Origin of the sequence: Bordetella hinzii LMG 13501, assembly GCF_001548475.1 — a bacterium.
GTDB lineage: Bacteria > Pseudomonadota > Gammaproteobacteria > Burkholderiales > Burkholderiaceae_B > Bordetella > Bordetella hinzii.
This window is the reverse complement of sequence record NZ_LRUJ01000013.1, coordinates 36,813-61,730: the sequence shown is the minus strand read 5'-3', so window position 1 is coordinate 61,730 and position 24,918 is coordinate 36,813. Positions and strand designations below refer to the sequence as shown.

Genomic DNA, 24,918 nt, shown 5'->3' with positions numbered 1-24,918 from the left:
GAACAAGGGCGGGCCGGGCCGGCCCGTCAAAGAGACTGCGTGGCGGGCTCAGCCCAGATAGGCGATGGCGCGGATTTCGATCAAGGCGCCAGGCCGGACCAGGCCGCTGACCAGCACGCCGGTGGCGGCGGGGTAGGGGCCCTCGCCGAACACTTCGCGGCGCACATCGGCGGTGCGGCCATAGCCGTCGAAGGTCGTGACGTATTCCACGGTCTCGACGATGCGGCTGTAGTCGCCGCCGGCTTCGGCCAGGATGGCGCCCATTTTCTGGTAGATGAAGCGCGCCTGTTCGGCGATGTCGCCTTCGCCCACGAGTTCGCGCTGCGCATTCATCGCGGTCATCCCGGAGATGTAGAGGAAGTCGCCGGCGCGGATGGCGGGAGAGAAAGTGGATTTCGGATTGCTGCCCGCTGGCAGCACCGCTTTGAGACTGCTGTGCATAGGATTACCCCTTGATATTCGTTTTTAGTAGGAAGCGCAGATGGACCCGGCAATTGGGTTCCCCGCCCGGATTGCCTTCCTCATCCAGCGCTTCGATGGTCACGGCGATGCGGACCTTCGACCGGCTCTTCTGGCCGTGTTCGATCTGTTCGATCCGATAGGTACAGCGTACCGTGTCGTCGAGATAGACGGGACGCCGGAAATCGGCGTCCACGCCCAACATGGCCACCATGGCGTCGTGCAACTGCGCCGACAGGGCCGTCGCGCCGAGCGCGCTGATGGCCACCAGCAACAGTCCGTGCGCGATGGGCGCCTTCAGGCCCTGGCCGCGCGCGTACCCGGCGTCATAGTGGATAGGGTGCGCATCGCCCGTGAGCGCCGCGAACTGCCCGAAAGCCTGGCTGTCCAGGCGCACCTCGCGCTGGGCGACGATGCTGCCGATAGCCAGGTCCATGGCGGCGAGCTGGGGCGCGGGCGTGGTCACGGTCATTCCCTGTCAATCGGCCAGGCTGATCCGGCCCACCATGACGGTCTTGCCGCCCGAGGTGGCCTCGATGTCGCCCGTCTCGTCCAGTCGCGCCACAAAGGTGTCGCCCGGACAGACCGGGCCGATCCACTTGGTGTGCAGCTTGCCGCGGTACAGCCAGTCCTGGCGGTAGCGCTGCGCGCCGAGGTCGGCGGCAAACGCGGTCATGTGCGGACCATGCAGCAGGGTGCCGCGAAAGCCGCGGGCCAGCGCGTAGTCATGGTCGTAGTGAATGATGTCGTTGTCGCCGTTGATGCGGCCATAGCCGTCTATCATGGCCTGGGTGATGTCGAGGCTGCGTTGCATGGATTACTCCGGGACGTGGAAAGTATTGAGCAGGGTGGCGATGGGTTGGCCGTCGGCGCCGCGAAAGCTGCCTTCCCATTGCACATAGTGGCGGCCGCGCTTCTCGAATTTGCGCAGGATCTTGCCGGTGGCGGTCACGCGGGTGGTTTCGTCGGCCCAGATCGGGCGGTGCCAGGACATCTCCAGTTCGGCCATGACGATGCCCTGGATGGGCGGGTAGGTCTGGTAAACGGGGACAGTCATATAGGGCAGGATGACATTGGGCGCGGCGGCCTGGCGGCCTTCGACCTGGTAGAGGCCGCGGTCGGCCTGCGCGGCCTGGAAGTACTCTTCGACGATGTCGGGCGTGATGTCGAAAGAAACGGGGCCGAGCGCCGCGCCTTCCTGAAAGACGGCATAGGGCGTGCCGGCGGTATCGCCTTCGCGCGGCTTGATTTCGCTGGGTCGGGTCATGATGGTCGTGGCTGGGTTGTAGGAGTCGCCATCCTAGGATCGCGCGCCGGGCCCCGTCAGAAATTCCGTGATCTGTGCGATAAGCGCACGCCGGCCTCCTGGCGCCCCGGGGCATATCGATATATCTGCATATTTAGATTTTTCGATATATGATGGCGCATCAACCCGAGACATTCGAATGAGCATCAACACCGAAGACATCCTCAAGGCGCTGGCGCACCCGGCGCGGCGGAACATCCTGGCCTGGCTGAAGGAGCCCGAGCGGCATTTCGCCGGACAGGAGCATCCCTTGGATATCGGGGTGTGCGCAGGCCAGTTCGAGCGCTGCGGGTTGTCCCAGTCCACGGTGTCCACGCACCTGGGCATCCTGCAGCGCGCCGGGCTCGTGCAGACCCGCCGCGTCGGCCAGTGGGTGTTCTACCAGCGCAACGAGGCCACCATCGCCGAGTTCCTGCGGACCTTGCAGACCGAGCTGTAGCCGCCTGTTTCTTTCGCCCGCATTCTTTTCGAGAGGCACTCATGTCCAAGTTGTTCCAGCCCATCACCGTCGGTGACCTGCAATTGGCCAATCGCATCGTGATGGCGCCGCTGACGCGCAATCGTTCGCCCAATGCCGTGCCCCAGCCTGTCACGGCGACGTATTATTCGCAGCGCGCCAGCGCCGGCCTGCTGATCACCGAAGCCACGCCGGTGTCGCACCAGGGCCAGGGCTATGCCGATGTGCCCGGCCTGTATGCGCCCGAGCAGCTGGCGGGCTGGCGCCGCGTGACGGATGCGGTGCATGCCAAGGGCGGCAAGATCGTCGTGCAGATGTGGCATGTCGGCCGGGTGTCGCACACCACGCTGCAGCCCGGCGGCCAGGCGCCGGTGGCGCCGTCGGCCATCCAGGCCAAGGCCAAGACCTATCTCGTCAATCCCGATGGCAGCGGCGCCTTCGCCGAGACCTCGGCGCCGCGCGCGCTCGACGCCGCCGAGATCCCGGGCATCATCGATGACTACCGCCGCGCCGCCCGCGCGGCCGTGGGCGAGGCCGGCTTCGATGGCGTGGAGCTGCATGCGGCCAATGGCTACCTGATCGATCAGTTCCTGCGCTCGGGCTCCAATCATCGCGATGACGCCTATGGCGGCAGCATCGAGAACCGCGCCCGCTTCCTGTTCGAGGTGCTCGACGCCGTGGTGGCCGAGATCGGCGGCGGCCGCGTTGGCATCCGCCTCTCGCCGGTGACGCCGGCCAACGACAGCAGCGACGATCAGCCGCAGGCGCTGTTCGATTACGTGGCCGCTCGCCTGGCCGGATATGGCTTGGCCTATATCCATGTCATCGAGGGCGCCACGGGCGGCGCGAGGGATTTCTCGCAAGGCCCGCGGCCGTTTGACTATGCGCAGTTCAAGGCGGCTTATCGCAATGCGGGCGGCCGGGGCGCCTGGATGCTCAACAATGGCTACGACGGCAAGCTGGCCGAAGCCGCCGTCGACAGCGGCGCGGCCGACCTGATCGCCTTCGGCAGGCTGTTCATCGCCAATCCGGACCTGGTCGAGCGCCTGCGCGATCACGCGCCCCTCAATACGCCGGACCAGAAGACCTTCTATGGCGGCGGCGAGCACGGCTATATCGACTATCCGGCCTTGACTGCCTGAGCCGCTGGACAAGCGCTGAAAAGGCGATATAATCTCGCCTCTTTAGCGCCCGTAGCTCAGTTGGATAGAGTACTTGGCTACGAACCAAGGGGTCGTGGGTTCGAATCCTGCCGGGCGCGCCATATCCGAAAAGCCCGCAAGCCATGCTTGCGGGCTTTTTTCATTGCGCCGGGGTTTCCTCGCGCAAGGCGCGCCTCAAGATCTTCCCCACGTTGCTGCGCGGCAGTTCCTTGCGGAACACCACGTGACGCGGCACTTTGTAGCCGGTCAGGTAGCGCCGGCAATGGTCGATCACGGCTTTTTCCGTGAGCGCCGGGTCGTCGGCGATCACGAACAATCGCACCGATTCGCCGGAACGTTCGTCGGGCCAACCCACGGCGGCGGCTTCGCGCACGCCGGGGCAGCTCGCGGCCACGTCCTCGACTTCGCTGGGATAGACGTTGAATCCGGAGACCAGGATCATGTCTTTCTTGCGGTCGACCAGGTAGAGGTAGCCTTCGGGGTTGATATAGCCCACGTCGCCGGTGCGCAGGAAACCGCCCGGATAAAAGACGTGCGCGGTTTCCTCGGGCTGCCGCCAATAGCCGCGCATCACCTGCGGGCCGCGCACGCAGATCTCGCCGGTCTGGCCGGGAGCCACCTCGCGCCCCTGCTCATCGCGGATGGAGATATCGGTGGAGGGCACGGGCAGGCCCACGGAGCCGTTGAAGTCCTGCCGGTCCAGCGGGTTGAGCGCCACGGCCGGCGAGGCCTCGGTCAGGCCATAGGCCTGGGCCAGCGGCTTGCCCGTCAGGGCGCGCCAGCGGTCGGCCACGGCCTTCTGCACCGCCATGCCGCCGCCCAGGGTGAGCCGCAGGGGGCGGAAGTCCAGCGCCTGGAAGCCCTTGTCGTTGAGCAGCGCGCAAAACAGGGTGTTCACCCCCGTGAAGCACGTAAAGGGATTGCGGCGCAGTTCGCGCACCATGGCCGGTATGTTGCGCGGATCGAGGATGAGCACATTGCGCGCGCCCAGCTTCAGAAAGGTCAGGCAGTTGGCCGTCAGCGCGAAGATATGGTAGAGGGGCAGGGCGGTTATCACGCACTCTTGGCCGTCGACCGTCAGCGGGCGGATCCAGGCATGGGCCTGGTTGAGGTTGGCCACCATATTGCCATGGCTCAGCATGGCCGCCTTGGCCACGCCCGTGGTGCCGCCGGTGTATTGCAGGAAAGCCAGGTCGTCCGCGGCGACGGCCGGGCGCGCATAGGCTTGCCCGGCGCCTTGCGCCAGGGCCGCGTGCCAACGGCTGTGTCCGGGCAGCGTCCAGGACGGCACGCCCTTCTTGACATGCCTGAGCACGAAGTTGACCAGGCGCGCCTTGACCGGCCTCAGCATGTCGCCCACCGCCGTCACGACGACGTGCCTGACCTGGGTGTCGGGCAGTACGGCTTGCAGCGTGGCGGCGAAGTTCTCGGCGATGACGATGGCGCGCGCGCCGGAGTCGGCCAGCTGGTGGCGCAGTTCGCGCGCGGTGTAGAGCGGGTTGCAATTCACGACCACGCACCCGGCCCGCAGGATGCCGAACACCGCCACCGGGTACTGCAGCATGTTGGGCATCATCACGGCCACCCGGTCGCCGGGCGCCAGGCCCCGCGCCTGCAGCCAGGCGGCGAAGTGGCGCGACAGCCGGTCGAGATCGCTGTAGCCGAGGGCCGCGCCCAGGCTCAGATAGGCCGTCTTGTCGGCAAAGTGCGCAAAGGCCTCGTCGAGCACGTCCAGCAGCGACCCGCCTGCCTGGATCTCGTGCGGGACGCCTTCGGGATAGCTGCGCAGCCAGAGTCTTTCCATTGTGTTCCTAGCGCAGGCCGAGCAGGGCCTGTTTGAGCGAAGTTTGCGCCGGGTTGTCGCCCAGCCAGACACGCATGAGCGCCGCGGGCAGCCGCGGATCGTCGATGCGTCCCTTGTCCTGGCGGTTGTACAGGATGGCGACCGCGTCACTGTCGATTTCCAGGTCTATGGTGTCGCCTTCGCGCAGGCGGTCGGTGCCCCTGAGCAATTGCGACAAGCGCTCGACCGCCGGCTTCAGCGCCCGGACGTCTTCGGCGCTGTGGTTGGCCTTGAGCTCGTCGCGCATGGCCTCATCCAGCGTTTTGCTGTCGATGTCGCGCAGCATTTGCAGATGCAGCCGGCGCGCGCCAGGGCCTTCGATCAGGCGGCGGGCGTCGTGGCTGGGGTCGAGGGCGTAGAGCGCGGCCACATAGACCTTGAAGACGAATTTGGTGCGTACCCCCGCGCCCACCAGTTTGAGGGTCCGGGGGCCTTGGGTGACCTCGGAGGCGATGGTCACGCCGTCTATCGTCTGGTCGGCGCGCGCCGGCCCCGCGCAAGCCAGGATCAAGGCGGCGAGCCCTCCTCGGACGAGGGGGCGCAGGCAGGAGAGTCGGTAGCGGCAGGCCATGGCGCGGCTCCTGAAGTCTTCTGGCGATAGAAGGCTTTGTCTGCGAGATAGACCGTGCGCTCGACCACGGCGTAGACCACACCGGCGGCGTCCTTGAGCTCGACCGTGTAGAGGCGCGTGGTTTCGTGCTGGCTATCGAGCAGGGTGCGTATCTGCGCGATTTCCTCGCGCGGCAGATGGAACTCAGCATACAGGGTTTCGTAGGCGGGGCGGCGAAACCGGATGCTGGCCGCCTTGTCCCAGACGATGACTTCCCGGCCCAGGGCCAGCATGAGCATCGTGGGATGCGCGCCGTCGGTGACGGCGAACAGCGAGCCGCCATAGATGGAGCCCACGAGATTGCGCGTGCGCCGGTTCAGCGGCAGGCGCACGCGCAAGGTGCGATAGTCGCCCGACACCTCGGTCACCCGCCCGCCCGTGGCGCGGAACGCCGGGTGCAGGTTGAAGCCCAGGCGCAAGGCGGCCGGCCGCCAGGCGGCCGGCAGATAGCGCAGCCATTCCAGTCTCACCTAGAGCGCCTCGAAGATGCCGGCCGCGCCCATGCCGGTGCCGATGCACATCGTCACCATGCCGTAGCGGCCGCCGCTGCGGCGCAGCCCGTGCACCACGGTGGCGGTGCGCAGCGCGCCGGTCGCGCCCAGCGGGTGGCCCAGCGCGATCGCTCCGCCCAGCGGATTGACGCGCGCCGGGTCGAGGCCGAGATCGCGGATCACCGCCAGCGACTGCGCGGCAAAGGCTTCGTTCAATTCGATCCAGTCGATGTCCTGCAGCGCGATGCCGGCGCGCGCCAGGGCCTTGGGCACGGCGGCGATGGGGCCGATGCCCATGATCTCGGGCGGCACGCCGGCCACCGAAAAGCTCACGAAACGCGCCAGGGGCCGCAGCTGGAACTGCTTGAGCATGCGTTCGGAGACCAGGATGACCGCGCCCGCCCCATCCGACATCTGCGAGCTGTTGCCGGCGGTGACGCTGCCGCCGGCGGCGAAGACGGGCTTGAGGCGGGCCAGCGCTTCGAGGGATGTGTCCGGGCGCGGCCCTTCGTCGGTGTCGGCCAGGCGCTCGGTCGCGCGTACCGCCCCGCTGTGCCCGTCGGGCAGATGCTTGACGATGTTGTAGGGGGTGATCTCGGCGCGGAAGTGGCCTGCCGCGATGGCCGCGCAGGCTTTCTGGTGCGAGGCCAGCGCGAAGGCATCCTGGTCGGCGCGCGAGACCTTCCAGCGCTGGGCCACTTGCTCGCCGGTCAGGCCCATGCCATAGGCCATGCCCAGGGTTTCCTCGTGGGCGAAGATGGCCGGATTGAGGGCCACCTTGTTGCCCATGATCTGCGGCATGGCGCTCATGGACTCGGTGCCCGCGCCTATCATGACATCGGCTTCGCCATTGCGGATGCGGGCGGCGGCATCGGCCACGGCCTGCAGGCCCGAGGCGCAAAAACGGTTGACGGTCACGCCGGCGACCGATTGCGGCAGCCCCGCCAGCAGCAGCGACATGCGGGCGACGTTCATGCCCTGCTCGGCTTCGGGCATGGCGCAGCCCGCAATGACGTCCTCGATCAGGGCGGGGTCCAGCGAGGGGACTTGGGCCAGCGCGCCCCGCAGGGCGGCGGCCAGCATATCGTCGGGGCGGGTGGTGGCGTACATGCCGTTGCGCTTGCCCACGGGCAGGCGGGTGGCGGCAACGATATAGGCGTCGGTGTGGCTCATGCGGTTTCCTCAGTTGCGCAGCGGCTTGCCGGTGTCCAGGGTGTGGCGGATGCGGGCCTGGGTCTCGGGCGTGCGCAGCAGCGCCACGAATTCGCGCCGCTCCACCGCGAGCATCCATTCCTCGTCGACCATGGTGCCGGCCTCGACCTCGCCGCCGCACAAGGCCACGGCGGCGCTGCGCGCCACGCGGAAGTCATGGGCGCTGATCATGCCGCCGGCGCGCATGTTCACCAGCACCATCTCGAAGTTGGCGATGCCGCTGCGGCCGGCCACGGGGATGGCCGCGCGCGGCCGGCGCGGCACGTGGCCGGCGTCGGCCGCCGCGCGCGCCACGCGCAGCGCGATCCACAGCAGCTCGTCCGGATGGAAGGCGATGATGTCCTGGGCCTGGGCATAAGCCATGGACACCGCCTGCAGCGCGCTCTTGCTGACCTGGGCGGTGGCGATGTTCTGGAACACCGGCTGCAGATAGGGGAAGACTTCATTGGGCGTGGCGGTGGCCTGCGCCAGGTCGGCGGCCCGGCCGGCCAGGAAGGCGCTGCCGCCGCCGGCCGGGATCAGCCCCACGCCGGCCTCGACCAGGCCGATATAGCTCTCCAGCGCCAGCACGCGATGGCTGGCGCGCATGAGAAATTCGCAGCCGCCGCCCAGGGCCATGCCCTGCACGGCCGCCACCACGGGGATGCTGGCTTGCTGCAGGCAGAGCGAGGTGCGCTGGAACTTCTCGACCATGGCCTCCAGCATGTCGAACTGCCCGGCCTGGCAGGCCTGGTAGACCTGTTCGAGGTTGGCGCCCACGGCAAAGGGGGCTTCATGCCAGAAGACCAGGCCGTCGAAGCCGCGCTCGGCGCGCGCCACCGCCTCCTGTATGCCTTGCAGCACTTCGCTGCCCAGCGTGTGCATCTTGGAGGTCAGCGACAGGATGGCCAGCCCGCTGTCCTGGCCGGGCAGCTGCCACAGGCGCACGCCTTCGTTTTCCCAGATCGTGGTGCCGCGCGGCGCGGGCGCCTCGCCCACCAGCCGCTCGGCGACCAGTTGGCGCCGATAGACGGGCAGGGCGGAACGCGGCCGCAGCGCCTGCGCGCGGGCGGACCAGGAGCCGGCATCGCTGTGCACGCCGTCGCGCGCCGCGACCCAGTCGGGCAGGGGGACGGCGCTCATGGCGCGCCCGGCCGCGACATCCTCGGCGATGGCCTGGGCCAGCGCCTTCCAGCCGGCCGCCTGCCAGGTCTCGAACGGCCCTTGCGCCCAGCCGAAGCCCCAGCGCATGGCCAGGTCCAGGTCGCGCGCATTGTCGGCCACGTCGGCCAGGTGCACGGCGCTGTAATGAAAGGTGTCGCGCAGCAGGCTCCAGACGAACTGGGCTTGCGGCTCCGGGCTGGCGCGCAGCGCGGCCAGGCGCTTGGCCGGGTCGCGCTCTTTGAGGATGGCCTCCACGGCCGGCGTGATCTTGCCGGCCGAGGGGCGGTATTGCCCGGTGGACGGGTCCAGCACCAGGATGTCCTTGCCAACCTTCTTGTAGACGCCCGCGCCGCTTTTCTGTCCCAGCGCGCCCTGGTCTATCAGGGCTTGCAGCCAGGCGGGCACCCCGAAATAACCATGCCAGGGATCTTGCGGCAGATGGTCGCGCATGGTGCCCACGACATGGGCCAGGGTGTCCAGGCCTACTACGTCGGCGGTGCGGTAGGTGGCGCTCTTGGGACGGCCCAGGCGCGGGCCGGTGAGCGCGTCCACCTCGTCAAAACCCAGGCCCAGGCGCTGCGTGTGATGCAGCGCGGCCAGGATGGCGAACACGCCGATGCGGTTGGCCACGAAGTTGGGCGTGTCCAGCGCGCGGATCACGCCCTTGCCCAGGCGCGAGGTCAGCCAGGTTTCGAGATGGTCCAGCACCTCGGGCTGGGTGTGGGCTGTGGCGATGATTTCCACCAGGCGCATATAGCGCGGCGGATTGAAGAAATGCACGCCGCAAAAGCGCGGACGCAGGGCCTCGGGCAGGGCGCCGGCCAGGGTATTGATGGACAGGCCCGAGGTGTTGGAAGCCAGGATGGCACCGGGCGCCACGTGCGGCGCGATGCGGTGATAGAGCTCGGTTTTCCAGTCCAGCCGTTCGGCGATGGCCTCGATGACGAGATCGCACTGTTCCAGGCGGGCCAGGTCATCGTCATAGTTGGCCGGTGAAATCAGGGCCAGGCGGTCCGGGCGTGCCAGGGGCGCCGGTTCCAGCTTGCGCAGCCCGGCCAGCGCCCGCTCGACCACGCCGTTGCGCGGCCCTTCCTTGGCGGTCAGGTCGAACAGCGTGACGGGAATGCCGGCGTTGGCCAGATGCGCGGCGATCTGCGCGCCCATGACGCCCGCCCCGAGGACGGCGGCATGCTTGACGGTGAACGTACTCACGAAAACCTCCTGTCGTTGCGCCGGGCGGCTCCCGCCGCCCGGCTCCTGGCCTCAGAAGCGGGTCGAGACTTGCAGGCCGATGATGTTGCCCTTGCTGCTGTAATCGCCCGCGACCCGGCCCTTGGTCAGCGCGTTGCCGGATGTGGAATCGATGCTGGAATCCCGCACATAGAGATAGGTATAGCCCAGATCGATGGTCGTGTCCTTGCTGACCAGGTACTGGACACCGGTCGAGAACCACCAGCGATCATTGTCGGGCAGCGAGGCCGGACGGTCGCTGGCCTTGTAGACCGGCGATTGGTCGAAGGCCACGCCGAACTTCCATTTCCATTGTTCGGCGAATTTATAGGTCGCGCCCAGGGCTACGCGCCAGCTGTCGCGGAAATTGAGCGGCAGTGCGTCGGTGCCCGCGCCGTCGTTCTGGATCCGGAGCTGGGGGATGCTGCTCCAGCCGGTCCAGGAGATATCGCCCAGCAGCTGCCATTTTTCGTTCAGCTGGTGGCTCACGCTCAGGAGCAGGGTGTCGGGCAGGTCCACCTTGGCCTTGGCGTCGTAGGAGGCGCTGCGCATGCCCAGCGGCGTGCGGATGTTGTCGACGTCGGTCGTGCCGGTGGCGGTCTGGCGGATCTTGGAGCGGTAGGACAGGCCGATGCGGGTGGCTTCGGTCGGCTGCAGCATCATGCCGATGTTCCAGCCCCAGGCGTCGCCGTCCATATTGAGCGTGGCATCGCCCGTGGTGACCAGCGGACCGACCGGCACCACGGTCTTTTTCTTGTACTCGGCGTCGATGCGCTGCCAGTTCAGGCCCGCGCCCAGCGAGAACATGTCATTGACCTTGTAGGCTACCGTGGGGTTGATGTTGATGGTCTTGATGTCGAATTTATTGGAGTGGTATTGGCCTGCCCAGCCCTCGTCGTATTTGGTCATCAGGCCGAAGGGCGCGCCCACGCCCAGGCCCAGATACCATTTTTCGGTCACCTGCCACGACAGATAGAAGTTGGGCACATAGCCCCAGTTGCCCGCGTCCCCGCCATTGCCGCCCGTGGGGATGCCGCCGCCCAGCGCCGTCGGATTGCGGCTGTTGCCGTTGTCCTTGAACTTGAAGGACGGCCGGATGGCGTTGATGCCCGCGCTGACCGACACGCCGGGCAGATAGGTCAGGCCGGCCGGGTTGTAGTACATGATGCTGGCGTTTTCCGGATTGGCCCCCGAGCCGGCGTAGGCGTTGCCCAGGCCGCTGGCGTTCTGTTCCAGCAATTGGAAGCCGGCGGCGTGGGCCAGCGTCGCGCCCAGGCCGGCCAGGGCGGCGACCAGGGTCTTCAAGGCGAGGATGCGTCGAGTCATGGTGGATAGTCTCCGGATGTTTATTGTGGGGGCTGCGAGGAAGCATCGGGCCGGATGTGGTCACCGGCCTGGGACTGGCGGTAGTGCAAAGGGCCGCCGGTAAAGGGGGCGAAGCCAGTGCCGAAGATCACGCCGGCATCGGCGAGGTCGGCACCGGCCACGATGCCTGCATCCACCAGGGCCTGGGCGCGGTCGATGAGGGGCGTGATCAGCCGCTGCGCCAGGCCGGGCGGCGCGCGATCCGCGCGGCCGCGCTGCGGCCTGTCATCCTGCCAGCGGTAAAAGCCGCGGCCCGTCTTGCGCCCGAGCTCGCCGCGCGCCACGCGCTGGGCAAGGCAGGAGGGCGGCTCGGCCTGGCCGGCCAATTGGCGGCCCGCCGCCAGCGCGATGTCCAGCCCCACTGTGTCGGCCAGCTCCAAGGGGCCCATGGGCATGCCGAAGGCGGTCATTGCCGCGTCGATGGTGTCGGGCGCGAGCCTTTCGTCCACGCAGCGCATGGCTTCCAGCATGTAGGGAGCCAGCACCGCATTGACCAGAAAACCCGGCGCATCGCGCACAGGCAGGGGCAGCTTGCCCAGCTGCCCCACGAAGGCGCAGGCGCGCGCCTGCGCCGCTTCGCTGCCGGGGGCGGCGATCACTTCGACCAGCGGCATCCTGGCCACCGGATTGAAGAAATGCACGCCCACCAGGCGCAACGGGTCGGCCAGGCCTTCGCGCAGCGTGGCCAGCGACAGGCTGGAGGTATTGGTGGCCAGCAGCGCGCCCGGCTTGAGGCGCGGCTCGATCTGCCGGTAGAGGGCCTGCTTGGCCTCGACCTGCTCGGTGATGGCTTCGATGACCAGGTCGGCGCGCGCCACGCCGGCGCCCTGGGGGTCGGGGATGAGGCGGTCGAAGGCCGCGCGGGCGGCGCGCCGGTCTTTCAGGCGCCGCCCGAAGAGGGCGCCGGCGCGCTTGAGCGCTGGCGCGATGCGTTCCATCGTGGTGTCCTGCAGGGTCACGCTCAGGCCCTTGTAGGCGCACCAGGCGGCGATGTCGCCTCCCATGACGCCGGCGCCGATCACATGCACGTGGCCGATGCCCGATTCGCCGCGGGCATGCGCCTTCAGGCGCTCCTGCAGGCGGAAGACGCGCAGCAGGTTGCGGGCGGTGGGCGACTGGATAATGCGCGCGAGCAGGTGCGGGGCCTGCAGCGCGTTGCCTTGGTGGCGCTCCCAGATCTCGACGATGGCCGGGGGCGCGGGGTAATGCCCCTGCGGGTCTTTGCGCGCGATGGTCTTGCGCGCCCGCCCGGCAATGATGCCGCGCAGCGGCCACTGATTGCTCAGGGCGGCGATGCCGCGCGCGCGGCGCGGCGGGCGGCCGGACAACACGGTCTGGCGGGCCGCCTGGCGCAGCAGCCGCTCGGGCACGCGCGCATCGGCCAGGCCTAGCGCGGCCGCGCGCCGGGCGTCCACGCGCCGGCCGGTCAGCATCATGTCCAGCGCCGCTGGCGCGCCGATCAGCGCGGGCAGGCGCAGCATGCCGCCCCAGCCCGGAAAGATGCCCAGCATGACCTCGGGCAGCGCGAGGGCGGTGCCGGGATCGTCGGCGACCAGCCGGTAGCGGCAGGCCAGGGCGAGCTCCAGGCCGCCGCCCAGGCACAGCCCATGGATCAGGGCCAGGGTCGGATAAGGCACGCCGGCCAGCCGGCCGAACAGCCGCCAGCCGCGCTCGACCAGGGCGCGCGCGTCCTCGGCGGTCTCCAGGCCGGCGAATTCGTCGATGTCGGCGCCCACCACGAAGCCGCCGGGCTTGGCCGAGCGGATGATCAAGCCCTTGGGCGGGGCGGTGTCGAGATGATCGAGCACCAGGGACAATTCGGCCATGACCTCGGCCGACAGGGCGTTCACGCTGGAGCCGGCGCGGTCCAGGACCAGCCAGGCCAGGCCGCCGGCCTCGATCTCCAGACGCCAGTGTTGCCATTGCGGGGTGGCGCTCATGACGCATCCTCCAGGGTTTCGACCAGCATGGCGCCGCCTTGGCCGCCGCCGATGCAGATGGCGGCCATGCCGCGTTTCAGGCCGCGCGCGCGCAGGGCCTGCAGGAGGTGCAGCACGATGCGTGCCCCCGAGGCGCCGACCGGGTGGCCGATGGCGATGGCGCCGCCGTCGACGTTCAGGCGTTCGGGATCCAGCGCGCCCCAGGCCGGCGTGCCGAAGTGTTCACGGCAATAGGCCTCGTCCTGCCAGGCGGCCTGGCAGGCCAGCACCTGGGCGGCGAAGGCCTCGTTGATCTCCCACAGGTCCAGGTCGTTGAGCGCCAGGCCGTGGCGTTGCAGGATGGGCGTGGCCGCGTGGACCGGTCCCAGGCCCATCTGGGCCGGATCCAGCCCGGCCCATTGGCTGTCGAGGATGCGCCCGATGGGCCGCAGTTTCCAGTGCCGCACCGCGGCTTCGGAGGCCAGCAGCAGCAGTGCCGCGCCGTCGCTGACCTGGGAGCTGTTGCCCGCGGTCACATTGCCGAACGGTTTGTCGAACACCGGCTTGAGCCGCGCCAGCTTGTCGATGCTGGAATCCGCGCGCACACCGTCGTCGGCCGGGTAGAGCCTGCCCTGGCCGTCGGCCAGGGGTTGGATTTCCGTCAGGCGGCCCGCTTCCCGCGCGGCCAGCACCCGCTCGTGGCTGCGCGCCGAATAGGCGTCCATCATGGCGCGGTCGATGCCGAAGCGGGTGGCGAGGTTTTCGGCCGTCTGGCCCATGGACAGGCCGACGACCGGGTCGGTCAGTCCCTTGAGCAGGCCGATCACGGGCGCCAGATAGCGCGGGCGCAGCTTGCCGATGAGCGTCAGGCGCGCGCCCAGGCCGCGGGCCGCGAACCACTGGGCGAGCCAGCCAGCCATCTCGTCGGAGAACAGCAGCGGCGCGCGCGACAGTGCGTCGGTGCCGCCGGCCAGCACCAGCGCGCTGCGCCCGAGCTGGATGTTGGCGATGGCGCTGTCCAGGGCCTGCATGCCCGAGGCGCAGTTGCGCTGCACGGTCCAGCCCGGCACGCGGTGGCCGCAGCCCAGGCGCAGGCCGATGACGCGCCCGATATTGACCTCCTCGGGTGAAGGCGCGGCGCAGCCGATGACGACCTCGTCAAGGTCAGTGGGGGAGAAAGGCTGGCGCAGCAGCAGCGCGCGGCCGGCCTGCACGGCCAGGTCCGAGGCCGCGAAGGGCCCGGGCCCGGTGCGGGCCTTCAGGAAGGGCGAGCGGGCGCCGTCGACGACATAAACCGGTTCGAAAGCCATGGCGAATTCCTCAGGCGGTGGGCGCGCGGCCCAGGTCGAAGGGGAAGTCGTCGACCTTCACGACCTGGTCGCGCAGGGTATTGCGCTTTTGCATGATGGCATGGTCCTCCTGCCCCAGCGCGCCGGCCTCGAAGGCCGCCGTGGCGATGTCGCGCACATTGGCCTTGGGGTTGGCGCCCAGCGTGCCGCTTTTCTGCAACTGGCGCACGCGCGCCTCGATGGCCTCGGCCTGCAGCGTGGCCGCCAGCGCCGCCTCGATGGCGGCGACCGGCTCGCGGGCGTCGGCGGGAAGGAAGCAATTGGCGGTGAGCCGGTCGCGCGCGCCGCCCGGCGCGATCAGCAGCCGGGCCACTTGCCGCCCCAGACGGTCGGATGGCCGTTTCCAGGGCCGGCCCCAGGGAAAGGCGATGAGGCGCACGCCGGCCGCCATCCAGCGATTGGGCAGGTTCTCCAGCACACCGAAGAAGGCCTCCTGCGCGCGCCATAGCGCATCCTGGACCGCCCAGTGCGCCAGCGGCAGATCCTCGGCCTGGCGTCCCTGGTCTTCAAAGCGCTTGAGGACCGCGCTGGCCAGGTACATCTGCGCCAGGACGTCGCCCAGCCGGGCCGACAGGCTTTCGCGCCGCTTCAGGCTGCCGCCCAACAGCAGCATGCAGCTGTCGCTGAGAAGCGCGAAGGCGGCCGACAGGCGGCCGAGCTGGCGGTAGTAGGGCCGCATGGCCGCATCGGCCTGTCCGGGCGCGCGGTTCAGGCGGCCGGCGGTCAGCGAGCCGCCCAGGGCGCGCAGCGTGTTGGCCGATACAAAGCGCACATGGGCCCAGAACGCCCGGTCGAAGGCCAGCAGGCCCTCGTCGGCCTTGGGGTTCTGCGCGGCGCGCATTTCGTCGAGCACATGCGGATGGCAGCGGATCGCGCCCTGGCCGAAGATGATGAGGCTGCGGGTCAGGATATTGGCGCCTTCGACCGTGATGCCGATGGGCAGCTGCTGATAGGCGCGCCCCAGGAAGTTGGACGGGCCCAGGCAGATGCCTTTGCCGCCGATGATGTCCATGCCGTCATTGACGACCTGGCGGGCGCGCTCGGTGACGTGGTATTTGACGATGGCCGAGACCACCGAGGGGCGCTCGCCGAGGTCGATGGCGCCCGCGGTCATGACGCGCGCCGCGTCCATGGCATAGGTATGGCCGCCGATGCGCGCCAGCGCTTCTTCCACCCCCTCGAACTTGCCCACCGGCACCTGGAACTGGCTGCGCACGCGCGCATAGCCGCCCACCGCGCGGGCGGTGAGCTGCGACATGCCCGTGTTCGACGAGGGCAGCGAGATGGAGCGGCCCGCGGCCAGGCATTCCATGAGCATGCGCCAGCCCTGGCCCGCCATTGCGGCGCCGCCGATGATGAAGTCCAGGGGCATGAAGACTTCCCGGCCGCGCGTCGGGCCGTTCATGAACATGGCGTTGAGCGGGAAGTGCCGGCGGCCCGTCTCCACGCCCGGATGGTCGTGCGGCACCAGGGCGCAGGTGATGCCGATGTCCTGTGCCGGACCCAGCAGGCCGTCGGGGTCATAGAGCCGGAAGGCCAGGCCCAGCAGGGTGCAGACCGGCGCCAGCGTGATGTAGCGCTTGTCCCAGGTCACGCGCATGCCGAGGACTTCACGGCCCTGCCACTGGCCACGGCAGACGATGCCGTAGTCGGGGATGGCCGCCGCGTCCGAGCCTGCCCAGGGGCTGGTGAGCGCGAAGGCCGGGATCTCTTCGCCGCGCGCCAGACGCGGCAGGTAATGGTCTTTCTGGGCGTCGGTGCCATAGTGCAACAGCAGTTCGGCCGGCCCCAGCGAGTTGGGCACCATGACGGAGACGGCCAGCGCCGACGAGCGCGTCGACAGCCGCGTGACGATCTCGGAGTGCGCGAAGGCCGAGAATCCCAGGCCGCCGTAGGCCTTGGGGATGATCATGCCGAAAAAGCCCTCGCGCTTGAGCGCGGCCCAGACGTCGGCGGGCAGGTCATTGTCCTGCTCGGTCACGCGCCAATCGTCCACCATGGCGCACAGCCGGGCGGTCGGGCCGTCCACAAAAGCCTGTTCCTCCTCGGTCAGGGCGGGCCTGGGAACGGCCAGCAGCCGCTGCCAGTCGGGGCGGCCGCGAAACAGCTCGCCCTCCCACCAGACCGTGCCGGCCTCCAGCGCATCGCGCTCGGTGGCGGACATCTGGGGCAGCACCTTGCGGTAAAGATGGAAAACAGGACGGGTCAGCAGCGTGCGCCGCAGCGGCGCGAGCGCCAGCAGCAGCACGGCGGCGGCCGCGGCCACGGCCAAGAGGAGCCACAAGATATTCAGGATGCTCATATCGCGGCCTCAGGCAGCGGCCATGGTGGCCGGCAGCGGCGCGCGCAGACCGCCGAGCAGAAAGCTCATCAGGCGCGGCAGCAGCAGTTCGGGGTTGTCGGGCTGATCGCGTTCGTCCAGCGTCCAGCCCGTCACGATGCGCAGCGTGTCCGTGCCGATGATGGCGTAGGAGGTCGCGCCCAGCATGAATTGAAAGCGCCACATGATTTCGGCGCGCGGCACATCGGGCAGGGCGTCGAACAAGGCGTTCTTGTAGCGTTCGATCACATCCGCGTACTCGTCGGCGAACAGGGTGCGTATGAAACCGGCCGGGTCGGTCATGGTGCGTTCGAGCAGCGGCAAAAATGTCTTGCCGTCGTGGTCGGGGCTGGCAGCCAGCCGCAGCAGGGTGCCGAAGAAGGCGTCGACGATCTGCGAGGGTTTCAGGGGTTTGCCGCCGGCCTGGGCCTGCAGCGCGTCCAGCAGCCGCAGGCGCTCGCGGTTGACGATTTCCAGCCGGCGCTTGAGCACCGCCTGCACCAGGGCCTCCTTGCTGCCGAAGTGGTAGTTGACGGCGGCCAGATTGACGCCGGCGGCGCTGGTGATCTGGCGCATGGACGTGCCGTCATAGCCCTGTTGGGCAAACAGGCGTTCGGCGCTCTCCAGGATGATGTCCCGGGTGCTGCGGGTTTCTTGCATGGCGCCTCCTGATTCAAACGTTTGTTTGAATCCAATATACGGACTTGCGGCCCGGAGGGCGAGCCCTTGGGACGGGGATCAGGGTTTGTCCCGAAAGGCCGGGAAATCTCCGTGCTGCGGCGCGCCATCGGGCCGGACGGCCGCCTGCCTGCGCCGCGTCGCCCAGCGGCGGGCGCTGGGCAGGTCCGGCACCCAGCGGATATGCTGCGCTGCAGTGTTGCAAGGGCGTCACAGGCCCGGGGGGCCAAAACCCCGCCGCCATGTCAGCCGCCCTGCGACAGCCGGCAGTCAGCGGTTACAGTGACCCCTGTTACCCGAAAATGACATAAGGGCGCCTGCGCCGGCATGCGCCCATTCTGAGGTTGAGCATGGTTTTTTCTCGAATCGAACTGCACCGGGGTGCCCGGTCATGAGCAAGGATCTGGCGCAAGCGCACTGGAATCTGGATGGCATCGTCTCGGGACTGAGGGCGGTGCGGATGGCCTGGCGCGGCCCGCGCGGGCGCTTGCGCGACGCCAGCTCGGGCGGGCGCGAGTTTCCTTCGCAGGAAAGCCTGCAGGAAATCGTCAAGCAGCTCTGTGGAGCCCTGTTCCCGATGCGCCTGGGGCCGCTGGATCTGCGCGAGGAGGTCGAGGACTTCTATGTCGGGCACACCATAGGCGCGGCGCTCGATGCGCTGCTGCAGCAGGTCTGCCTGGAGCTGGAGCACCTGGGGCGCGATGATCCGCGTCCCCACGATGAGACCCTGGAGCGCGCCGTCGAGATCGTGCGCGCCTTCGGCGCGGCCCTGCCCGCGGTGCGCGAGGCGCTGGACCTGGATGTCACGGCCGCCTACCAGGGCGACCCGGCCGCGCGCAGCGTCGATGAAGTGCTGCTGTGCTATCCGGGCGTGACCGCGATGATTCATCATCGACTGGCCAATGTGCTCTATCGCCTGGGCGCGCCCATGCTGGCGCGGATCGTGGCCGAAATCGCCCATGCCGACACGGGCATCGACATCCATCCGGGCGCCACCATCGGCCGCAGTTTTTTCATCGACCACGGCACGGGCGTGGTGATCGGCGAGACCGCCATCATCGGCGACCGGGTGCGTCTTTACCAGATGGTGACGCTGGGCGCCAAGCGCTTTCCGCCGGGCGAGAACGGCGAGCTCAAGAAAGGCTTGCCGCGCCACCCCATCATCGAGGACGACGTGGTCATCTACGCCGGCGCGACCATTCTCGGGCGCATCACCATCGGCAAGGGCTCGACCATAGGCGGCAATGTCTGGCTCACGCGCAGCGTCCCGCCCAACAGCAACGTGACCCAGGCCAGCCTGGTCAATGACATGCCCAATTGCGGGCTGGGCGGCTGACGCCAATAACGAGGCGCCGGACCGCGTCCGGCCATCCTGGAGACATCGATGTCCGCGGTATCGCAGTCCGGCGCCCGTTCGCCGTCCATCTGGCCCGTGGTGATCGCCGCGGGCATCGTGCTGGGCCTGACGCTGGGTCAGCGGCACAGCATCGGCCTGTATCAATTGCCCATCGTCCAATCCTTCGGGTTGACGCGCGAGACCTTTTCGTTCGCGATCGCCTTGCAGAACATTGTCTGGGGACTGGCGCAGCCGTTCTCCGGCTACCTGGCCGACCGCTTCGGCACGGCCCGCGTGATCGTGGCCGGCGCCGTGTTCTACGTGGCCGGCCTCTTGCTGACCACCCTGTCAGACGGGCGCCTGAGCCTGGCGCTGTCGGCCGGCGTGCTGATCGGCCTGGGCCTGGCCGGCACCGCCTGGACGGTCAATGGGGTCGTCGGGCGCAAGGTGCCGGCCGCGCGCCGCTCTTCGGCCCTGGGCGCGGTCTCGGCCATGGGGGCGCTGGGCCAGTTCATCATGCTGCCCCTGGGCATGTACCTGATCGGGGCTTTCGGCTGGCAGGGCGCCCTGGTGGTCTGTGCCGTGCTGCTGGCGCTGACGGCGCCGCTGGCCTATGCGCTGCGCGAGCCGCCGCGCGGCGTGGCCGCGGCCGAACCGCAGGCCTCGGCCGGCATCGGCGCCAGCCTGCGCAATCGCGATCTCTGGCTGTTGTGGGTCGGCTTCATGGCCTGCGGCTTTCACCTGGCCTTCATCGCCACGCACTTGCCCGCCTATCTGTCGGACCATGGCATAGGCGGCAACACGGCCGCCCTGGCGCTGGGGCTGGTGGGACTGTTCAACATCGCCGGCACCTTCTTCTTCGGCTGGATGGGCGAGCGGCGCCCCAAGAAATACGTGCTGGCCAGCCTCTACCTGGTCCGAACCGCCGTCATCACGGTCTACTTCCTGGTGCCGGTCAGCGTCGCCTCGACCCTGGTGTTCGCTTGCGCGATGGGCTTTCTGTGGCTGGGCACGGCGCCGGTGACCACCGGCCTGGTGGCGCAGCTCTTCGGCCTGAAGTCGCTGTCCACCCTGTTCGGCGTGGTGTTCCTGGGCCACCAGGTCGGGAGTTTCCTGGGCGTGTGGCTGGGCGGCGTGCTGTTCGAAGTCACTGGCGCCTATGACGCGGTCTGGCTGCTGTCCATCGCCATCGGCCTGATCTCGGCCGCCGTGCACCTGCCGGTGCGCGAGCCCCGGCGCGCGCCGGCCGCGGCGGCGGCATGACAGCGGGGCCGGCGCGCATGGACGTCCTGCCGGGGCAGATCGATGCCTTGCGGGCTTTCATCGACTGCCACCATCGCCTGTTTGTCCTGACCGGCGCGGGCTGCAGCACCCCCTCGGGCATTCCCGACTACCGCGACGGCGAGGGCCAATGGAAGCGCAAGCCTCCCATCGACTTCCAAACCTTCATGGGCACCGGCCTGGCCCGCGCGCGCTACTGGGCGCGCGGCATGATAGGCTGGCGCCGCTTCGGCCAGGTGCGGCCCAACGCGGCGCATCTGGCGCTGGCGCGGCTGGAACACGAAGGCCGCATCGAACTGCTGGTCACGCAGAACGTGGACGGCCTGCACGAGGCGGCCGGCAGCCGCGCGGTCATCGACCTGCATGGCCGGCTGGATGAAGTGCTGTGCACGCGCTGCGATTGGCGCGGGCCGCGCAAGGCCTGGCAGGACCAGCTCGAAGCCATGAATCCCGCCTGGGTCTTCCTGGACGCCGATGACGCGCCCGACGGCGATGCCGACCTGGAGGGCGTGGATTTCAGCCTGTTCGAGGTGCCGGCCTGTCCGCGCTGCGGCGGTATCGTCAAGCCCGACGTGGTGTTCTTCGGCGAACTGGTGCCCAGCGCGCGCACCGAGCGCGCGTATGCGGGGCTGGCGCGCGCCGACGCGGTGCTGGTCGTGGGTTCATCCTTGATGGTGCATTCCGGCTTCCGCTATGTGCAGGCCGCGGCCCGCGAGGGCAAGCCCGTGGCCGCCATCAATCTGGGCCGCACCCGGGCCGACGATCTGCTGGTGCTCAAGATCAGCCAGCCTTGCGACCAGGTGCTGGCCGCGCTCTAGCTCACGCCGCCGCCGGGGGGGGCGGATGGTCGAGCAGCGGCTCGTCGCTGCCGAACAGCAGGCGATGCGCGGCGTGCCAGCTGCCCGCGTCCGGCGCATAGAGCAGGCCGCCGCTGCGGTGCGTGGGCTTGTAGGGGCTGCCGTCGAAATGGGCCGAATAACCGCCCGCCTCGCGATGCAGCAGCCAGCCGGCCGCATGGTCCCAGGGCATGAGCTTGTTGTAGAACAGCAGGTGCACGTGGCCCGAGGCGGCCATGCGGTATTCGTGCGCGGCGCAGCGCAGATAGGCCATGCTGGCCAGCTGCGCCACATTGCCATTGACCTTGTGGCGCAGCGGCTCGGGCAGCGATCCGGTGGCGATGAAACCATCCATATCCTCGGGCGGCACGGGCTGGGCCACTTTCATGATTTCCTGGCTGCCGTTTTCGTGCTCGAACCAGGCGCCTTCGCCGCGCAAGGCCATGGCGGCGTCGCGGTTGATCGGGTCGTAGATGATGCCAGCCATGACATCGCCCTTGTGGCAGGCCGCGACCATCATGCCGAACAGCGGCAGGCCGGCGACGTAGTTGCGCGTGCCGTCGATGGGGTCGATGAGAAAGGCCAGGTCGGCGTCGACCAGCATGTTCAGCAGCGCGGGGTTGCGCGTGGTGGCTTCTTCGCCGATCAGCACCGCGCCGGGGAAGAGCTTGGCCAGGCGCGCGCTGATCATCCGCTCGGCGCCCTCGTCGGCGTCGGTGACGAGATCGCGCGGCGAACTCTTGCCGCGCACGGCCTGCACGGGCAGGTTGCGAAAGCGCGGCAAGATCTCCACCTGGGCGGCCTCGGCCAGGATGGCCATGATGCGACGCAGGTCGTCGCGGGTCAGCGTGCGGCTCATAACGTTAGGGACGGATGCATGAGGCCCAACAATCTAGCATGACCACCGCGCGCCGGGATGAAAAATGCCCGAATGCTGCATCCTCCGGACGGTGCTCGCCCGCGGGTGGTGGCCGAGCGAAAAAAAACCGGCGCCCCGGGAGGGGGCGCCGGCCGTATCGTCGACAGGCAGGGCGGTCAGGCGCCCAGGTCCACGCAGAGATACTTCAGTTCGAGGTAATCCTCGATGCCGTACTTGGAGCCTTCGCGGCCCAGGCCGGATTGCTTGACGCCGCCGAAGGGGCCGACTTCGTTGGAGATCAGGCCGGTGTTGATGCCGACGATGCCGTACTCCAGCGCTTCGGAGACACGCCAGATACGGGCGTAGTCGCGCGTGAAGAAATAGGCGGCCAGGCCGAAGATGGTGTCATTGGCGTTCTTGATGACTTCTTCTTCGGTCTCGAACTTGAACAGCGGTGCCACCGGGCCGAAGGTCTCTTCCGAGGCGAACAGCATGGATTGCGTCACGTCGCGCACCACGGTCGGCTCGAAGAAATTGCCGCCCAGGGCGTGCGTCTTGCCGCCTGCCACGACCTTGGCGCCCTTGCCCACGGCGTCCTCGATGTGCTCCTTGACCTTGGCCACGGCCGCATCGTCGATCAGCGGACCCTGGGTCACGCCTTGCTCGAAACCGTCGCCGACCTTCATGGCCTGGACCTTGGCGATCAGGCGCTTGGCGACTTCTTCGTAGACGCCGGCCTGGATGTAGATGCGATTGGCGCAGACGCAGGTCTGGCCGGCATTGCGGTACTTCGAGGCCAGGATGCCGTCGACGGCGCGGTCCAGGTCGGCATCGTCAAAGACGATGAAGGGCGCGTTGCCGCCCAGCTCGAGCGACAGCTTCTTGATGGTCGGGGCGCATTGTTCCATCAGGGTGCGGCCCACTTCGGTCGAACCCGTGAAGCTGAGCTTGCGCACGACATCGCTTTCGCACAGGGCCGCGCCGATCTCGCGCGAGCTGCCGGTGATCACATGGAACACGCCAGCCGGCACGCCGGCCTCTTCGGCCAGCACGGCCAGGGCCAGGGCGGTCAGCGGGGTCTGCTGGGCGGGCTTGACCACCATGGGGCAGCCGGCGGCCAGGGCCGGGCCGACCTTGCGGGTGATCATCGCGGCCGGGAAGTTCCAGGGCGTGATCGCGGCGGTCACGCCGATGGGCTGCTTCAGGACCATGATGCGCTGGCCGGCCTTGGGGCTTTGCAGCACATCGCCGTCCACGCGCTTGGCCTCCTCGCCGAACCACTCCAGGAAGGAGGCGGCATAGGCGATTTCGCCGGCGGCTTCGGGCAGGGGCTTGCCTTGCTCGGAGGTCATGATGGTCGCCAGGTCCTGCTGGTGCTGCATCATGAGGTTGGCCCACTTCAGCAGAATGGCGCCGCGCTCCTTGCCGGTCTTGGCCGCCCATGCCGGCAGCGCCTTCTCGGCGCTGGCGATGGCGGCTTCGGCTTCCTTGCGGCCCAGCTTGGGCACGGAGACGATGTTCTTGCCGGTGGCGGGGTTATCGACGGGAATGCTGGCCCCGGAGGCGGCCACCCACTTGCCATCGATGAAGCAGGCGTCGCGCAACAGGTCGGGACGGCTCAGGGTCTTGGTCAAGGACATGAATATTTCCTTCTGAATGGACACGCGCGGGATGGAGTTCCATCCCGCGCGTGGGTCAGGCAGCCAGGGTTCAGGCGGTCAGGGCTTCGGTCAGGATATCCAGCGCGCGGTCGAACTGGGCATCCGGAATGGTCAGCGGATACAGGAAGCGCAGCACGTTGCCATACACGCCGCAGCTCAGCAGCAGCAGGCCCTTCTCGATGGCCTTTTGCTGCACGCGCTTGACGGCCTCGGCGTCCGGCTTGCCGGTGGCGGGGTCGTTCAGTTCCAGGGCGACCATGGAGCCCAGGCCGCGCACGTCGGCAATAGCCGGCACCTTGTCGCGCAGGCTGTTCAGGCGGTCCATCAGGCGCTTGCCCAGGGCCGCGGAACGCTCGCACAGCTTTTCTTCGGCGATCACGTCCAGCACGGCCAGCGAAGCGGCCACGGCCAGCGGGTTGCCCGCATAGGTGCCGCCCAGGCCGCCGGGGGCCGGACCGTCCATGACTTCGGCGCGGCCCACCACGCCGGAGATCGGCATGCCGCCGCCCAGGCTCTTGGCCATGGTAATGATGTCGGCCTGCACCGAATGGTGCTCCATGGCGAACAGCTTGCCGGTACGGGCAAAGCCGGTCTGGACTTCGTCGGCGATCAGCAGGATGCCGTGTTCGTCGCAGATCTTGCGCAGGGCGACCATCAGTTCGGGCGGGGTGACGTTGAAGCCGCCTTCGCCTTGCACCGGTTCGAGGATGATGGCGGCCACGCGCTTCGGATCGATGTCGACCTTGAACAGCAGGTCCAGCGACTTGAGCGAGTCAGCCACCGAGATGTCCTGCGTGCTGTTGGGGAAGGGGACGTGGTAGATATCGGCCGGCATGGCGCCGAAAGCCAGCTTGTAGGGGGCGACCTTGCCGGTCAGCGCCATGCCCAGCTGGGTGCGGCCATGGAAGGACCCCGAGAAGGCGATCACGCCCGAGCGGCCGGTGGCCGCGCGCGCGATCTTGACGGCGTTCTCGACGGCTTCGACGCCGGTCGTGAAGAAGGCGCTCTTCTTCAGGCCGCTGATCGGAGCCAGGCTGTTGATGCGCTCGGCCAGGGCCACATAGCCCTCGTAGGGCACGATCTGGTAGGCGGTGTGGGTGAAGTTTTCCAGCTGCGCGGCCACGGCGGCCATGACCTTGGGGTGGCGGTGGCCGGTGTTCAGCACGGCGATGCCGCCGGCGAAGTCGATGTATTCCTTGCCTTCGGCATCCCACAGCGTGGCGTTTTCGGCGCGCACGGCATAGAAGTCACACATGACACCCACGCCACGGGGAGTGGCCAGGGCGCGACGGGTATTCAAATCACGGTTTTTCATCAAAGCCTCAAATTGGCAATAGGCAGCCGCTGCGCGGCGAAAGACTGGCCTGCCGGTCATGGCCGGCGGCGTCACCTTGATACTT

Annotated in this window: 22 protein-coding genes and 1 tRNA gene; 6 read left to right on the top strand and 17 right to left on the bottom strand. The window is 68.4% G+C overall.

Features of this window, described 5'->3' with window-relative positions:
* Nucleotides 1-48: 48 nt before the first annotated feature.
* The 4 genes from AXA74_RS10960 to AXA74_RS10945 are packed head-to-tail and all read right to left on the bottom strand — an operon-like array spanning nucleotide 49 to nucleotide 1,726.
* Complete coding sequence (locus AXA74_RS10960; RefSeq protein WP_029579237.1) at nucleotides 49-441, bottom strand: RidA family protein; 393 nt, start codon at nucleotides 439-441, stop codon at nucleotides 49-51.
* 4 nt (nucleotides 442-445) lie between these two features.
* Complete coding sequence (locus tag AXA74_RS10955) at nucleotides 446-931, bottom strand: MaoC family dehydratase (RefSeq protein ID WP_032978991.1); 486 nt, start codon at nucleotides 929-931, stop codon at nucleotides 446-448.
* Between the two features lie 6 nt (nucleotides 932-937).
* Entirely contained in the window at nucleotides 938-1,273 is a 336-nt protein-coding gene (locus AXA74_RS10950; RefSeq protein WP_029579239.1) for a MaoC family dehydratase, read from the bottom strand.
* 3 nt (nucleotides 1,274-1,276) lie between these two features.
* A complete protein-coding gene (locus tag AXA74_RS10945; RefSeq protein WP_032978993.1) occupies nucleotides 1,277-1,726 on the bottom strand; it encodes a hypothetical protein in 450 nt (149 codons plus the stop codon).
* Between the two features lie 178 nt (nucleotides 1,727-1,904).
* Here AXA74_RS10945 and AXA74_RS10940 point away from each other — a divergent pair, with 178 nt between their 5' ends.
* The 3 genes from AXA74_RS10940 (at nucleotide 1,905) to AXA74_RS10930 (ending at nucleotide 3,486) form a co-directional block, all read left to right on the top strand.
* On the top strand, nucleotides 1,905-2,204 hold the full coding sequence (locus AXA74_RS10940; protein ID WP_080666550.1) for an ArsR/SmtB family transcription factor: 300 nt from the start codon (nucleotides 1,905-1,907) through the stop codon (nucleotides 2,202-2,204).
* A 41-nt stretch (nucleotides 2,205-2,245) separates the two neighbouring features.
* Entirely contained in the window at nucleotides 2,246-3,364 is a 1,119-nt protein-coding gene (locus AXA74_RS10935; protein ID WP_029579242.1) for an alkene reductase, read from the top strand.
* 45 nt (nucleotides 3,365-3,409) lie between these two features.
* Nucleotides 3,410-3,486, top strand: a tRNA-Arg gene (locus tag AXA74_RS10930).
* Nucleotides 3,487-3,524: 38 nt separating this feature from the next.
* Here AXA74_RS10930 and AXA74_RS10925 read toward each other — a convergent pair.
* Genes AXA74_RS10925 through AXA74_RS10880 form a run of 10 tightly spaced genes read right to left on the bottom strand, consistent with a single transcriptional unit; the run spans nucleotide 3,525 to nucleotide 17,527 of the window.
* A complete protein-coding gene (locus AXA74_RS10925; protein WP_032979016.1) occupies nucleotides 3,525-5,189 on the bottom strand; it encodes an AMP-binding protein in 1,665 nt (554 codons plus the stop codon).
* A gap of 7 nt (nucleotides 5,190-5,196) precedes the next feature.
* On the bottom strand, nucleotides 5,197-5,739 hold the full coding sequence (locus AXA74_RS10920) for a chalcone isomerase family protein (RefSeq protein WP_223850504.1): 543 nt from the start codon (nucleotides 5,737-5,739) through the stop codon (nucleotides 5,197-5,199).
* On the bottom strand, nucleotides 5,736-6,308 hold the full coding sequence (locus AXA74_RS10915; RefSeq protein WP_029579245.1) for a DUF4442 domain-containing protein: 573 nt from the start codon (nucleotides 6,306-6,308) through the stop codon (nucleotides 5,736-5,738). Before AXA74_RS10915 ends, AXA74_RS10920 begins: the two co-directional genes overlap by 4 nt.
* Nucleotides 6,309-7,502 (bottom strand): acetyl-CoA C-acyltransferase, encoded by a 1,194-nt coding sequence (locus AXA74_RS10910; protein ID WP_032979014.1) that lies wholly within the window; start codon nucleotides 7,500-7,502, stop codon nucleotides 6,309-6,311. It abuts the gene before it with no gap.
* Between the two features lie 9 nt (nucleotides 7,503-7,511).
* Nucleotides 7,512-9,896 carry a 3-hydroxyacyl-CoA dehydrogenase/enoyl-CoA hydratase family protein gene (locus tag AXA74_RS10905; protein WP_032979012.1) on the bottom strand — a complete coding sequence of 795 codons (2,385 nt, stop codon included), beginning with the start codon at nucleotides 9,894-9,896 and terminating at the stop codon, nucleotides 7,512-7,514.
* 51 nt (nucleotides 9,897-9,947) lie between these two features.
* Nucleotides 9,948-11,240: an OmpP1/FadL family transporter gene (locus AXA74_RS10900; protein ID WP_032961013.1), complete on the bottom strand. Its 1,293-nt coding sequence runs from the start codon at nucleotides 11,238-11,240 to the stop codon at nucleotides 9,948-9,950.
* Between the two features lie 20 nt (nucleotides 11,241-11,260).
* Nucleotides 11,261-13,219 (bottom strand): 3-hydroxyacyl-CoA dehydrogenase NAD-binding domain-containing protein, encoded by a 1,959-nt coding sequence (locus AXA74_RS10895; RefSeq protein WP_048939920.1) that lies wholly within the window; start codon nucleotides 13,217-13,219, stop codon nucleotides 11,261-11,263.
* Nucleotides 13,216-14,508, bottom strand: a complete 1,293-nt coding sequence (locus AXA74_RS10890; RefSeq protein ID WP_032979008.1) for an acetyl-CoA C-acetyltransferase — start codon at nucleotides 14,506-14,508, stop codon at nucleotides 13,216-13,218. Before AXA74_RS10890 ends, AXA74_RS10895 begins: the two co-directional genes overlap by 4 nt.
* Nucleotides 14,509-14,518: 10 nt before the next feature.
* The gene (locus AXA74_RS10885) at nucleotides 14,519-16,849 is read right to left on the bottom strand and encodes an acyl-CoA dehydrogenase (RefSeq protein WP_162266985.1); all 2,331 of its coding nucleotides are present in this window, start codon (nucleotides 16,847-16,849) and stop codon (nucleotides 14,519-14,521) included.
* 9 nt (nucleotides 16,850-16,858) lie between these two features.
* Nucleotides 16,859-17,527: a TetR/AcrR family transcriptional regulator gene (locus tag AXA74_RS10880; RefSeq protein ID WP_029579252.1), complete on the bottom strand. Its 669-nt coding sequence runs from the start codon at nucleotides 17,525-17,527 to the stop codon at nucleotides 16,859-16,861.
* Nucleotides 17,528-17,936: 409 nt separating this feature from the next.
* Here AXA74_RS10880 and epsC point away from each other — a divergent pair, with 409 nt between their 5' ends.
* Genes epsC through AXA74_RS10865 form a run of 3 tightly spaced genes read left to right on the top strand, consistent with a single transcriptional unit; the run spans nucleotide 17,937 to nucleotide 20,980 of the window.
* Complete coding sequence (gene epsC, locus AXA74_RS10875; RefSeq protein WP_029579253.1) at nucleotides 17,937-18,881, top strand: serine O-acetyltransferase EpsC; 945 nt, start codon at nucleotides 17,937-17,939, stop codon at nucleotides 18,879-18,881.
* A 48-nt stretch (nucleotides 18,882-18,929) separates the two neighbouring features.
* Complete coding sequence (locus tag AXA74_RS10870; protein WP_029579254.1) at nucleotides 18,930-20,144, top strand: MFS transporter; 1,215 nt, start codon at nucleotides 18,930-18,932, stop codon at nucleotides 20,142-20,144.
* 17 nt (nucleotides 20,145-20,161) lie between these two features.
* Nucleotides 20,162-20,980 carry an NAD-dependent protein deacetylase gene (locus tag AXA74_RS10865; RefSeq protein WP_029579255.1) on the top strand — a complete coding sequence of 273 codons (819 nt, stop codon included), beginning with the start codon at nucleotides 20,162-20,164 and terminating at the stop codon, nucleotides 20,978-20,980.
* 1 nt (nucleotide 20,981) lies between these two features.
* Here AXA74_RS10865 and AXA74_RS10860 read toward each other — a convergent pair whose 3' ends face one another.
* The 3 genes from AXA74_RS10860 to AXA74_RS10850 all read right to left on the bottom strand — a co-directional run bounded on the left by AXA74_RS10860 (nucleotide 20,982) and on the right by AXA74_RS10850 (nucleotide 24,833).
* Complete coding sequence (locus AXA74_RS10860) at nucleotides 20,982-21,857, bottom strand: inositol monophosphatase family protein (protein WP_029579256.1); 876 nt, start codon at nucleotides 21,855-21,857, stop codon at nucleotides 20,982-20,984.
* 176 nt (nucleotides 21,858-22,033) lie between these two features.
* Complete coding sequence (locus tag AXA74_RS10855) at nucleotides 22,034-23,497, bottom strand: NAD-dependent succinate-semialdehyde dehydrogenase (protein ID WP_032979006.1); 1,464 nt, start codon at nucleotides 23,495-23,497, stop codon at nucleotides 22,034-22,036.
* Nucleotides 23,498-23,567: 70 nt separating this feature from the next.
* Entirely contained in the window at nucleotides 23,568-24,833 is a 1,266-nt protein-coding gene (locus AXA74_RS10850; RefSeq protein WP_029579258.1) for a 4-aminobutyrate--2-oxoglutarate transaminase, read from the bottom strand.
* Nucleotides 24,834-24,918: the final 85 nt, after the last annotated feature.